Annotated in this window: 10 protein-coding genes; all 10 read right to left on the reverse strand. The window is 52.6% G+C overall.

Annotated features, from left to right (window positions below):
- Positions 1 to 212 precede the first annotated feature (212 nt).
- Positions 213 to 2,402, reverse strand: a complete 2,190-nt coding sequence (locus EVJ24_RS05735; protein ID WP_131440218.1) for an FtsK/SpoIIIE family DNA translocase — start codon at positions 2,400 to 2,402, stop codon at positions 213 to 215.
- A 61-nt stretch (positions 2,403 to 2,463) separates the two neighbouring features.
- A complete protein-coding gene (locus EVJ24_RS05740) occupies positions 2,464 to 4,131 on the reverse strand; it encodes a ribonuclease J (protein WP_131440220.1) in 1,668 nt (555 codons plus the stop codon).
- Positions 4,132 to 4,227: 96 nt separating this feature from the next.
- The gene (locus tag EVJ24_RS05745) at positions 4,228 to 4,881 is read right to left on the reverse strand and encodes a M15 family metallopeptidase (RefSeq protein WP_131440222.1); all 654 of its coding nucleotides are present in this window, start codon (positions 4,879 to 4,881) and stop codon (positions 4,228 to 4,230) included.
- Positions 4,878 to 6,131, reverse strand: a complete 1,254-nt coding sequence (locus EVJ24_RS05750; RefSeq protein ID WP_131440224.1) for a lipid II:glycine glycyltransferase FemX — start codon at positions 6,129 to 6,131, stop codon at positions 4,878 to 4,880. The genes EVJ24_RS05745 and EVJ24_RS05750 overlap by 4 nt, the downstream gene beginning before the upstream one ends.
- A gap of 3 nt (positions 6,132 to 6,134) precedes the next feature.
- Complete coding sequence (locus tag EVJ24_RS05755; protein WP_131440226.1) at positions 6,135 to 7,613, reverse strand: UDP-N-acetylmuramoyl-L-alanyl-D-glutamate--2,6-diaminopimelate ligase; 1,479 nt, start codon at positions 7,611 to 7,613, stop codon at positions 6,135 to 6,137.
- 66 nt (positions 7,614 to 7,679) lie between these two features.
- Positions 7,680 to 8,897 carry a M16 family metallopeptidase gene (locus EVJ24_RS05760; RefSeq protein WP_131440228.1) on the reverse strand — a complete coding sequence of 406 codons (1,218 nt, stop codon included), beginning with the start codon at positions 8,895 to 8,897 and terminating at the stop codon, positions 7,680 to 7,682.
- 50 nt (positions 8,898 to 8,947) lie between these two features.
- A complete protein-coding gene (gene pnp, locus EVJ24_RS05765) occupies positions 8,948 to 11,164 on the reverse strand; it encodes a polyribonucleotide nucleotidyltransferase (RefSeq protein WP_131440230.1) in 2,217 nt (738 codons plus the stop codon).
- 132 nt (positions 11,165 to 11,296) lie between these two features.
- Positions 11,297 to 11,566 carry a 30S ribosomal protein S15 gene (rpsO, locus tag EVJ24_RS05770; RefSeq protein ID WP_016508254.1) on the reverse strand — a complete coding sequence of 90 codons (270 nt, stop codon included), beginning with the start codon at positions 11,564 to 11,566 and terminating at the stop codon, positions 11,297 to 11,299.
- 125 nt (positions 11,567 to 11,691) lie between these two features.
- Complete coding sequence (locus EVJ24_RS05775; protein ID WP_131440232.1) at positions 11,692 to 12,618, reverse strand: bifunctional riboflavin kinase/FAD synthetase; 927 nt, start codon at positions 12,616 to 12,618, stop codon at positions 11,692 to 11,694.
- A 15-nt stretch (positions 12,619 to 12,633) separates the two neighbouring features.
- Positions 12,634 to 13,548, reverse strand: a complete 915-nt coding sequence (truB, locus tag EVJ24_RS05780; protein WP_201740349.1) for a tRNA pseudouridine(55) synthase TruB — start codon at positions 13,546 to 13,548, stop codon at positions 12,634 to 12,636.
- Positions 13,549 to 13,555: the final 7 nt, after the last annotated feature.

Genomic DNA, 13,555 nt, shown 5'->3' on the forward strand with positions numbered 1-13,555 from the left:
AAGAAATCGTAAAATGAAAACGGTATTAAAAAATGAAAGCGTTTCAACGTTTTCAGTAGTATGTCTTAATAGGTCATATAGTCCAGATGTGCTATATAACTTCTACTGTACATGTTTATCCGACGCGAGGTAACTGAATTGACGATACTTTTAAAAATAAACAAAAAACGAACTATTTAGAACGCATTCGTCCTTATAGTTCGTTTTTCGTATTATGCATCTTGTTGGTTAATGAGTACTTTCCGTGGCTTCGATCCTTCCGAAGGACCGACGTACCCTGCTTGTTCGAGCGAATCAATCAAGCGGGCCGCCCGGTTATAACCGATTCGGAATCTTCGTTGAATCATCGAAGTCGACGCCGTTTCTTGCGTCAAGATGAATTGGACGACTTCTTCGAACAACGAGTCGTCCGAGTCGATCGTCGTCACTTCTTCTTCTTTTGGCATCATCGCCTCGACGTACTGGGCCCGCTGCTGGGCGATGACATGGTTGACGACCGTCTCGACTTCCTGATCGGATACGAACGCCCCTTGGACGCGTACCGGCTTGTTCATTCCGTTCGCGAGCATGAGCATATCGCCTCGACCGAGCAGCTTCTCAGCTCCCCCGCCGTCAAGGATCGTTCTTGAATCGGTCGCTGACGAGACCGCGAACGCGATCCGTGATGGGATGTTCGCTTTAATGACACCCGTGATGACGTCGACGGATGGACGTTGCGTGGCGAGCACCATATGGATGCCGGCCGCTCGCGCCATCTGGGCGAGCCGCATAATCGCGTCCTCGACATCGTTTGAGGCGACCATCATCAAGTCGGCCAACTCATCCACGATGACGACGATGAACGGGAGCCGTTTAGCGTCTTCGTCCTCTGACTTGTCGACGAGGTCGTTATAGCCCTCGATGTTACGGACACCGTAGCGGCTAAACAGCTCGTAGCGGCGCTCCATCTCGGCAACGACTTGCTTGAGCGCTTGAGCCGCTTTTTTCGGATCCGTCACAACCGGCGTCAATAAATGTGGGACGCCGTTATAGACGTTCAACTCGACCATCTTCGGGTCGATCATCATGAGGCGGACTTGATCTGGCCGTGTCCGCATCAAAATAGACACGATCATCCCATTGATACAGACCGACTTCCCGGAGCCGGTCGACCCTGCGACGAGTAGATGAGGCATCTTGTTCAACGCGATCGTGACCGTCTCACCGCTAATACTGCGACCGAGCGCGACGAGGAGCGGTGCCTCATCGCGTTTGACAGGCTCCGCTTCTAACACTTCACGCAGACAGACCGGCGCGACTTCTTGGTTCGGGACTTCGATGCCGATAGCCGCCTTCCCTGGGATCGGTGCTTCGATGCGAATGTCTTTGGCGGCAAGTGCGAGTGCGAGATCATCACTCAATGAGGTGATCCGGCTCACTTTGACGCCGATGTCCGGTTGCAGCTCGTACTTCGTGACAGTCGGACCGAGATGGATTTTGAGCACTTTCACCCCGACGCCGAACGACTTGAGCGTTTGGACGAGTTTCGTTGCGTTCGCCTTCAATCGTGCGTTCTCTCCTGACAAGTCGGTCACGACCGGTTCACTTAAAATCGTGAACTTCGGCAATTCGTATGTCGCAGACACGTCCTGAGCCGCTGTCATCATCATGTCCTCGGTCGTGATATCTGATACGACCTCGCTCTTCACTGTCTCGTCAGACACTTTCTGACGCTTCTCGGCGTCGATGGTCTCACTAAACCCGACAATCGGAATATCATGCATGACGACGGCGTCCGCCTCGGCCTCCACTTCTTGAGGCTTGGGTGTTGATTCGGACGCGCGTGCGTCGACCCGCTTCTTCTCAGTCGGTTTCGGTTTGGCAGGTGTACGTTCTCGGTCGCGCCATTCTTGTTTAATCGCAACGAAACTTTCGAGCAACCGGTTCCCGATTGTCCGCCAAATCGCCGGAGACAGAAGCGAGACACCAACGACGAGGCTGATGATGCCAAGGAAGATAATCCCGAAGTCCGATAGCAAGTATTGGTTCAATCCGTAGAGCGCCCCGTTCACCACTCCCCGTTCCGTTCCCCACACCATGTCCCCGAACAATAGGAAGGACACGAACAGCAAGAAGATGCCGGCTCGTTGGATCGGACGGAAATCATTCAAGAATACAAGCAGGATGAATGCGACGATTAAATATGTGAGTGCACCCCAGCCCCCAAACAGCGTCGTCGCAAACGTCGCTGTCTGAGTCCCGACCCAGCCGAACTCGAACAGCGAAAAGATGAACGCGATCATCGACAAAATAAAGCCGGCCCAACCATATGTACGAAGTGGGATTGGCTGTTTCCGCTTACGATTCCTCGTCGTCGGTCGCGGCTTACGCTTCACCGGGGTCTTTCTCGTTTTTTGTGCCAACTTCTACTCCTCCTAAAAAAAGAGGCAAAAGTCAGATGACTTTTGCCTCGATCTCAATTCTTTAAATTTCCATGATGATCGGCAAGATCATCGGACGACGTTTCGTCTGTTCAAACAAGAAGACGCTGAGCCGCTCGCGGATATTTGATTTCAATTCGGTCCAATCACTTCCAGCTTCGAGACTCTTCTCAATCTGTTTCGTGACAATCCGGTTCGCTTCTGAGATCATCACTTCTGATTCGCGCATATAGACAAATCCACGCGAGATGAGTTCAGGGCCTGAAATCAACTTCTTCTGTTTACGGTTCAACGTGACGACACAGAGGACGACACCATCTTGCGACAAGAGGCGACGGTCGCGGAGAACGATATTCCCGACGTCCCCGACACCGATTCCATCGATCAAGACGTTGCCGGCAGGAACTTTACGGCTCATCCGGGCTTTACGGCCCGTGAACTCGACGACGTCACCTTTCTCAACGATAAAGATGTTGCTCGAATTGATCCCGACCTGTTGGGCGAGTTTCGAGTGGGCCATCTGCATCCGGTACTCCCCGTGAATCGGGAGGAAGTATTTCGGCTTGACGAGGTTGAGCATGAGCTTGAGCTCTTCAGCCGAACCGTGACCGGATACGTGCACTTTACGCTGGTTATAGATGACGTTCGCACCAGAACGGAATAAGAGATCGATCGTTTTCGAGACCGATTTTTCGTTACCCGGAATTGGCGTCGCCGCGATCACCACGGTATCATTCAAGCGAATATTCACTTGTTTATGGGCGTTACGCGCCATGCGCGTCAAAGCCGCCATCGGCTCACCTTGCGAACCGGTCGTCAAGATGACAACTTTATCGTCCGGCAAACGGTTCACTTGCGAGAGCTCGACGAGCGTCTTCGGCTTGAAACGAAGGTAGTTCAATTTTTGCGCAACTTCGACGATGTTGACCATGCTGCGTCCGACGACTGCGACTTTACGGTCGTTTGCCTCGGCTGCAGCAAATACTTGTTGCAAACGATGGACGTTCGAAGCGAACGACGCGACGATCACACGCCCCTCGGCTTGATAGATCACATCGTTTAATTCAGCACCGACTAACGATTCAGACCCTGTTTGGCCTGGTCGTTCCGCGTTTGTTGAATCTGACAATAAACAGAGCACACCGCGCTGACCGATGGCTGCTAACTTGTTAAAGTCAGACTGCTTCCCATCGACCGGCGTGTAGTCGAATTTAAAGTCGCCGGTATGAACGATCGCGCCTTGTGACGTTTGAATGCAGACACCGACACAGTCAGGGATTGAATGGTTGACGCGGAAGAAAGTGATGAAATGATCAGCGATAGTCAATTTCGTTTTAGCGTCAATCAATCTAAGGTCGACTTCTTTCAGTAAGCCCGCCTCTTTTAACTTGAGCTCGATTAAACCGAGCGTCAATTTCGTCCCGTAGACCGGGACATGCTTCAAGTCACGGAGTACGTAGCTGAGTCCACCGATATGGTCTTCGTGACCATGGGTGATGAAAATAGCGCGTACCCGATCTTTGTTTTCTTTTAAATACGTAATGTCCGGGATGACGATATCAATCCCGAGCATCTCATCGCCTGGAAACATAAGGCCGGCATCGATGACGAAGATGTCGTCGTCTAGTTCCACGACGTACATGTTCTTCCCGATTTCGCCTACGCCACCAAGCGCAAAGACGCTAACGTTCTCTGTCTTCTTCTTTGACACTAACAAAAACCTCCTAGATGATTCATATTCTGTTTCGTCCACTTATCGCTACTGAATATTGTATCGGAAAAAACGCTTATATGCCACCATTTCCGTTCAATCGACTAGAGGTTTCATCACATCTGCGAGCGGCATCGTCGCTTTAGTGTCCGGCCGCTTGCCAGCCGCGAGCTGTCGAACCGATAAGCCGAAGTCCATCTGCAAGTGAGGATAGTCCGGAAAACTTCTCCAATCCCCACCCCATTCGAAGCCGAGCGCTTTTCCGAGTTCACCGAGTTCTTGCCAGTCGGGTTCCCCCGACTTATTGTGATCTGCGTTCAAATCGTAGTCGGCCCGGTTATCGTGGATGATGACAAAATCGACCGCGAGTCCATAGTTATGATAACTTTGTCCCGCCTTGGCGTTCGTCACGACTTGCCCTGGTTTTGAGCGTCCTTGCGCGTAGAGCGCATTCTGTTCATCGGCCGAACGATAGCCTGACGTCAAGCGGACTTCAAGCCCGAGACATGAAGACGCCAGTCTTACGAACGATTCGCCACGATCTCGCACATGAGGATGCAAGTTGGCAAACGCCTTGTCGCTACGATCGACAATCGTTTGTTCCGAGCGCGGGCTCCGTTCGCACATCCCGGCTTCGAACGTCGGTTCATCGACCCAAGGCATCGGCCCGGGCCGCGAGAACGTATACGCCAAGAAGATCCCAATCAAAAACGCCGTCATCGCAAACGTCAAGACGCCTGACCATTTCATCTTCTTAACCGTTTACGGAGTCCTTTGACGAGCGGTAATCCTGTCTCGAGGGCAAAGTAGAGCGGGCGGTTCAAGACGAGGTCGAACTCGCCGACTTTCTCGATTTGATCGCTGCCCCAGCCCGATTTAAACGCATACAGGCCCGCATATTCATCGTCCGGATCCGTGCTGCCCGATACACCACCGAAATCATAGCGCTCGGCACCGCTTGCCTTGGCAGATTGCATCATCGACCATTGCATCAGGTGGTTCGGCATGAACTCCCGAAACTCATTCGAGGAAGCACCGTATAAGTAATACGAGCGGCGGCCGGCGAGCGTCAACAAGCCGCCCGATAACACGAGACCATCCGGATAGCTGGCATGAAGCTGTTCGAGTTCCGGCAAGGCCGCTTCAGCTTTCACGAGTTGATCGCGCGTCTGTTTCTGACGATTCGACAAACTGATCCGTTTTTTCTCGACCGTTTCTTTTTCCAAAGACCGTTCGATCTTGTCAAGGTCCCGTTTTGCCTTGTCGAGCGTCGCCATTTGTTGATCGAGCGCGAGTTTCGGTTCAAGTTTCGTCAAAAACAAACGAGCGTCATTCGGCTGCAGGCAATCGTATAAGTTCTCGAAGTAATCTAGCCCGCGAATGGCGAAGCCGTCACGCTCGCCCGTGACTTTCATCAGTTCGGCGAACGTTTTTAAGCCGTCCCTACCGACTTCGGTACAGACAATCCCTTTACGCTCGGCAAGACGGACGTTATAGCGAAACTTATGATGGAACTTGGCGAAAATATCTTTCTCGCTCGGACGGAGGTCCGTCTCCATCGTGAAACGGGGTTGGGCATAGTCAAAGCCGCCGCCGTACCCTTTATGTGTAAAACCGAGGCTAGACATTTCCGTAAGTAAGCCCGGTACTTCGTCCCGGTCGATGTTCGGATCGATTTTGATGACGATCGCCTTTTTCAGTTTGGCGACGCGTTTCGCTTCCTCGGTCAAGGCACGCAATGATGCCACGTCATCGTAATCGACGACGAAACCGCGCGGTGCGTAACAAAGCGTGAACGGTAGCTTTGGCACTTGTTTGAATAAAAGAAGCGCCACTCCTGTCGTCTCACTATTTGTAGCGACGGCAATCCGCTCAGCGGACCAACCATTTTGTTTTTTGACGTCTGCCCAACTCGAAAGTTGGAGCAAGTCGCCGCGGTCGTGTGCTTTGACGAAATCGTCATGCTCTGTCTCTGTCAAGGTAATCGGTTGTACTGCCATAAATCAAGATTCCTCCGTATTTAAAATTGTCGCCCGGACGATCGCTTCCTCATCGAGCGGGATTTTCTCGTTACCGATGATTTGGTACTTCTCATGTCCTTTACCGGCCAACACGACGATATTATCCGCTTTGGCTAGACGTGCGGCGTAAGACACCGCTTCTTCGCGATCGCCGATTTCAACAAAGTTGTCATGGGTCATCCCGGCGGCAATGCCGCTCGTGATCGAATCATACGCCTCAAAACGTGGATCATCCGTCGTGATGATGACGGTACCGGCATATTTTGAGGCCATCTCGCCCATTGTCGGGCGTTTCGTCACATCGCGATTCCCACCTGTTCCAATCAAGAAGACGATGTTCTCTTTAGGGACACCGACAAGCGACTTCAAGCATTGCTCAATCCCGTCCGGTGTATGGGCATAGTCCGCATAGACGTTGTACCCAGGCACGTCGAGTCGTTGCATCCGTCCTTTGGCCGGATGAATCGATTCGAGCGCTTGAATGATTTCAGGCAAGCTGTACCCAGCCGCGAGCAGGCAACCCGTCGCGAGCAACAGGTTGTATACGTTGAAACGTCCGATGAACTGGACCGTCACCGGCAGACTGACTCCTTGATAGTTGAGACGGAAACTCGTGTCTGACAGTGTCTGAACGATGTCTGACGCTGTCACGTCCGCCATTTCGTCGATGGCGTATGTGATGACACGAGCACCCGTCATCGTCTCGTAAAGCTTGCTATACGGATCGTCCGCATTCAAGACGGCTACTTTGTCGCGCGACGCCATCTGTCCGAGTTGGGCGAACAGCAAACCTTTGGCCCGCGCATAGTTTTCAAACGTCCCGTGAAAATCGAGATGGTCGTGCGTCAAGTTCGTGAAACCGACGATGTCGAAGTCCGTTCCGATGACACGACCTAGCTCAAGTCCGTGTGATGACACTTCCATCATCACATCGGTCACCCCTTCACCGCGCATGCGAGCGAGTAGCTGCTGAAGCTCAGAGCTTTGCGGCGTCGTGTTCTTGCTCGGGACGACCGTATCGTTAATCCGGACCTCGACCGTACCGATCAATCCGGTGCTATGTCCAAGCTTTGATAAAACGTCACGTAAAATCGTCGTCGTCGTCGTTTTTCCGTTCGTCCCCGTGATGCCGAACAGACGCATCTGTTCAGACGGATAGTTATAAAATGCCGACGCTAATAAGCCGACCGTACGCGAACTATCGCGCACGAGCAGGTTCGGGACGCTGATGTCGAGCGGACGCTCACTGACGACCGCGACCGCCCCTTTACTCACCGCTAAGTCCGCATAGTCGTGACCGTCGACGGTGTAGCCTTTAATCGCGACAAACAGCGTTCCGGGTACGACTTCCCGTGAATCGGTCGTGACATGGGTCACGTTGATGCCCTCTATAGTTGGTTGATTAATCAACTGTATCTTGGTTACTAAATCCGTTAAGTTCAAGTCTTTCCCTTCTTTCACCTGTATCCTGTCCAATGTAAAGAATACCTCTTAATCAGTGTAGAGAACTTACAATCTGGTTTCAAGTCAGTCTTCGGACGGAAGAACATATGATTTTGCTGGGACGTGCCCGAGCAGTTCCCGAATCAAGGCGTTGACTTCATCGGTTTCGATGCGGTCGATTTTATTGAGCACTTCGTCCAAATCCTCGACTTCGTCAAGTAAGACGAGGTTACGCCCGTTCCGGTTCATTCGGGCGCTCGTGCTTTCGTTGCCGAGGACGAGCGAACCTTTCAACTGGCGTTTGCCTTTAGCGACTTCTTCTTCGGTTAACCCCTGCGCCTTGAGCGCTTCAAGTTCACGCTCCATGATCGTCTCGACTTGAGTCAGCGTTTCCGGTGACGTCCCGATATAAATCGTGAACGTGCCATGGTCAACGAACGTCGTATAGTACGAATAGATCGAGTAAGCTAACCCTTGCTCTTCACGAATCGATTGAAACAGCCGCGACGACATCGTCGCACCGATCGCGTTGTTTGCCAGCGCGAGGTGCGGGAGCCGGTCGTTCGTTGCCGAAATCGCCTCGAAGTTCCAACAGAGGTGCGCCTGCTCCGTCTCTTTATGCTTTTTCAATACATCACTGTATAGAACCGGAATCGTCGATTCTTTCGGTGATTCCCCTGATGGGAGTTCCGCAAACCTCGACGTGACCGCTTCGACCAGCTCGTCGGTCACATGACCGGCGATCGAGACGACGACGCGGTTGCCTGTATACATTGATTCGACGTACCGCAGCAATTGATCGCGAGAGAAGCTGAGCACGCTAGCTTCCGTCCCGAGAATCGGCTTCGCTAATATATCGTCACGGTAGACGGCATAGGCGAGCAACTCATGTACGAGGTCTTCCGGCGTGTCTTCGTACATTTTAATCTCTTCTAACACGACCCGTTTCTCTTTTTCAAGCTCAGTCTCATCAAAGACTGAATGGAACAACATGTCGGCCAGTGCGTCGAAGGCGATGATAGCATGTTCATCGAGCGTCTTGACGTAGTAGCATGTATGGTCTTTTGAAGTAAAGGCGTTCACACTGCCGCCAAGTTCATCAAAGAATGAAGCGATTTCTTTCGCCGTTTTTGTTTTTGTGCCTTTGAACAACATATGTTCGATCAAGTGGCTAATCCCGATCTCATTGTCTTCCTCGGTCCGTGTCCCGGCTTTGATGAATACACCGGTCGATGTACTGCGGACGTCTGCCATCGGTTCGACCACGATGCGGACGCCATTCTTTAAGGTAATCCATTCCATTTTATCACTCCTATGAAAAAGGCCATCGCACCAGACGATGGCCAAAATAATTAGTTTGTTGGTCTTGACGGACGGCGGTCTCCGTCACGACGCGGAGGACGACTGTCACGTGGCGGACGGCTCTCGCGTTGTGCTTTACGTTTCGCTTCATACGCTTCTCGCTCTTCCGGAGAAAGCCCTTCGACAATCAACGTTTTATGCGAGGCGTTGACGCGGCCTTTATCGTCAATTTCTGTGACTTTGACTTTGATCGTGTCACCGAGCTTGACGACGTCTTCCACGTTGGCGACGCGGTCGAGGCTGAACTCAGAGACGTGGACGAGCGCGTCTTTGCCTTTGAACAACTCGACGAACGCGCCGAACTTCTCGATCCGACGGACTGTCGCGTCGAACACTTCGCCGACTTCGACTTCACGGATGATATCACCGATGAGTGTCATCGCCATGTCGATACCTTCTTGATCGGTCGAGGCGATGAACACCGTACCGTCCTGTTCGATATCGATTTTGACACCTGTTTGATCGATGATGCTGTTGATCATCTTACCACCAGGTCCGATGACGTCGCGAATCTTGTCTGGATTGATTTTCATCGTGACAATCTTCGGCGCATACTTCGACAACTGTGGACGCGATGAGTCAAGCGTTTCGAGCATATGGTTGAGAATGTGGAGGCGGCCTGAACGAGCTTGTTCGAGCGCTTCTTCCAAAATCTCACGCGTGATGCCGGCGATTTTAATGTCCATCTGCAACGCTGTGATCCCGTCTTTCGTTCCAGCGACTTTGAAGTCCATGTCGCCGAGATGGTCTTCGAGACCTTGGATGTCAGTGAGTACTGTATAGTGTTCGCCTTCCATGATGAGACCCATCGCGATTCCCGCGACCGGTGCCTTGATCGGAACTCCGGCGTCCATGAGGGCGAGTGTCGAGCCACAGATTGAAGCCTGTGAACTCGAACCGTTCGACTCGAGCACTTCTGAGACGAGACGGATCGTATACGGGAAGTCTGCTTCTTTCGGGATGACCGGGAGAAGCGCACGTTCACCGAGCGCACCGTGACCGATTTCGCGGCGGCCTGGCGCGCGAACCGGACGAGCTTCACCGACCGAGAACGGCGGGAAATTGTAATGGTGCATGAAACGTTTATTCTCTTCTAAGCCGATGCCGTCGATGATTTGAGCGTCACCGATGACGCCGAGTGTCGCGATCGACATGACTTGCGTCTGCCCCCGTGTGAACAAACCGACACCGTGCGCACGCGGCAACACGCCGACTTCTGAAGCGAGTGGACGGATGACTTCCGGACGACGGCCGTCTGGACGAACTTTATCGACCGTGATTAAGCGGCGGACCTCGTCTTTGACAAACTTGTTCAAAATACCAGATACTTCTTTCAACTTGGCCGGCTCGTCAGCGAGACGCGCTTCGTACGACGTGACATACTTCGCGATGACTTCGTTGATCGCTTCGTCACGCGCGTGTTTCTCTTCAACTTGAACTGCAGCGTTAATTTCTGGACGAGCCGCTTCAAGTTCTTGTGACAACACGTCGTCAAATTTAGAGACCGTGTATTCAAACTTCGGTTTCCCGACCGCTTCGACGATTTCTGTTTGGAACGCGACGAGCTTTTTGATCTCTTCATGACCGAACAAGATCGATTCGAGCATGACGTCTTCTGGCACTTCGTTCGCGCCTGCTTCGACCATGTTGATCGCAGTTGCCGTTCCGGCGACTTGAAGTTCAAGATCTGTCTTCTCGAGTTGTGCGACCGTCGGGTTGACGACGAACTGTCCGTCCACACGTCCGACCGTCGCTCCAGCGATCGGTCCATCAAACGGGATGTCCGAGATCGACAAGGCGATCGACGTTCCGAGCATACCGGCCATCTCAGCCGAGCAGTCCGGATCGTTCGACATGACGTAAATCATGACTTGGATGTCGTGACGGAATCCGTCTGGGAATAATGGACGGATTGGACGGTCGATGAGACGTGACGTTAAAATCGCATTCTCACCAGGACGACCTTCCCGACGAAGGAAACCTCCTGGGATTTTACCGACCGAGTATAATTTTTCTTCATAGTTGACCGTAAGCGGGAAGAAATCTAAATCCTTTGGTCCTTTTGAAGCTGTGACCGCGGCGAGCACGACCGTGTCCCCGTACCGGACGAGTGCAGAACCGTTCGCTTGCTTCGCGAGTTGACCTACTTCTACAGACAGCGGACGCCCGCCCCATTCTGTAGAAAAAACTTGTTTCGTACCTAACATGTACATTCTCCTCTCAAACCTTATCTAGTTTATTATGTAACTCATTCATATGTTTGTCTAATGATTTTCCTCCAAAAAAAGAAGAAACGGACTAGGAACGAATGTCCCAGTCCGTCATTTGGCCCGTTCGGATTAACGACGGAGACCAAGGCGTTGAATCAATTCACGGTAACGTGTTACGTCCTTGTTACGAAGGTACGTGAGCAAGTTACGGCGACGTCCAACCATTTTCAAAAGACCGCGACGTGAGTGGTGGTCTTTCTTATGTGTGCGAAGATGTTCGTTCAAAGTGTTGATTTGTTCAGTCAAAACAGCAACTTGAACTTCCGGTGAACCAGTGTCACCTTGTTTTGTCGCGTATTCCGCGATGATTTCATTTTTACGTTCTTTTGAGAGTGCCATTGCCTCTCCACCTCCATTTAATAGAAAATTGCCGCGTTGCCGAGCCGTCGTTGGTGAATCGGTCCAGCCAAGCGAAGCGGTGTACTTTGCGTACCAAACTAGAATACATGACCGCTACTCCAAAGTCAAGATAGGATTGCCCGGGCCGCCGTCTCATCTTGTTTCAACTGGGCGATCAGCGAATCGAGTCCGTCGAACGCCCGTTCATCGCGCAAATAGTGAACCCATTCGATTTCGAGCAACTGTCCGTACAAGTCCTCCGAAAAATCAAATAAATGACTTTCAATCGAGACGTCTCCGGTGTCATAAAACGTCGGCCGTCGACCAACGTTCGTCATCGCATCAAACGTCCGGCCGTCTTCTAGGCGGACGCGGGTCGCATAAACACCGAGCCGTGGCATGACATAAGACGCATCCATCACCATGTTCGCGGTCGGATAGCCGATCGTCCGCCCTCTGGCGTCACCATGGATGACTTCGCCACAGATGACGTAAGGCGCCCCTAACAGCTCACTCGCCAGGTCAACACTGCCTGCGCCAAGAAGTTTGCGAATCCGAGTCGAAGAGACTTTGTCACCGTCACTCGTCTGTTCGGCGACGACGGACGTCGTGAAGCGTCCTCGGGCGTGATAGGGCATCGTCTCCATCGTCCCTTCCCCGAATTTCCCGTACGAATAGTCAAATCCGGCCGTCACGTGCACGGCGCCCGCGCCGATCAAATAATCGTCGACGAACTGTTGCGGTGACAGTGATGCCAATTGCTTTGTGAACGTCAAGACGAGACAACGTTCGACACCGAGCGCGGCGATCCGCTGTAATTTCCGTTTGAGCGGCGTGATATAACGGACAGCATCTGCATTGTTCGACAGCACTTGTTTCGGGTGCGGATCGAACGTGACGACGGTCACGGGAACGTCAAGCTGCTCCGCGTGCTGTTTGGCGTGCTCAATCACGGCTTGATGTCCGATGTGAACGCCGTCGAAGAATCCGAGTACCATGACCGAAGGGACAAACTCTGGCGTCTCGGGATGTGTGAGATGTATCGTTTCCATACTTCAAATTCCCCCTTAGTCGATTGTCAACATGACCTCGACTATTGCGTCTGTCGTTCCGTCAAGCCGTCTATAGAGGGCGAGCGGAATTCCTTCTTCATTATAGACAGTAAACAGTTCAAATTCGAGCGAGACGTCGTTTAAGCGCCCACCGTTGCGAATATACCGTTCCCGGTTAGCCGGAATGGTGATGGAAGGCCAACGTTTGATCACGTCCTCGAGCGGGATGAGCCGTTCAGCGCGTGCCTCGACCGTCTCTAACGCCGCGAGCTCCGCGAGCGTCACAGCGTCCCTTTCATCGAACGTGCCTGACCGTGTGCGACGCAGGTCGCTCATATGGGCCGGGTAACCGAGCCCTTCCCCGATTTGGACGGCAAGTGTCCGAATAAACGTGCCTTTTCCGCACTCGACATCGATGCGAAACCGGCAGACGCCGTCCTCGAAGACAGGTTCGTTCGTCCGTTCTAACCGGTGAATCTCGACGATGCGGCGCGGCCGTTCGACCGTCTGCCCTTTGCGGGCGTATTCGTATAGCTTCTTCCCGTTCACTTTGACGGCCGAGAAGTAAGGAGGCACCTGCTCGATGCTTCCGATCAACGTGCCGAGAACGCGGTCGATAGCTTCACCCGTGAACGCATCCGACGCGACATCTGTTTGCGCGACGACTTCGCCGTGTGCGTCTTCCGTCATCGTCGCCGTCCCAATCGTGACTTCGGCGACGTAGCGCTTGCCCTCATCCGTCAAAAACCGGGACAGTTTCGTCGCACGGCCGAAACAGATCGGCAAAACGCCGGTCACTTCCGGGTCGAGCGTGCCGGTATGGCCAACTTTTTTCGTTTGAAACAGTTTACGCAGCTTGAAGACGCAATCGTGGCTCGTCATCCCGCTGTCTTTGTCTAGTATTAAAATCCCTGTCGGTTCCACGTTCATTCCTCCA

Source organism: Exiguobacterium sp. SH1S21, assembly GCF_004337175.1.
Taxonomy (GTDB): domain Bacteria; phylum Bacillota; class Bacilli; order Exiguobacteriales; family Exiguobacteriaceae; genus Exiguobacterium; species Exiguobacterium aurantiacum_A.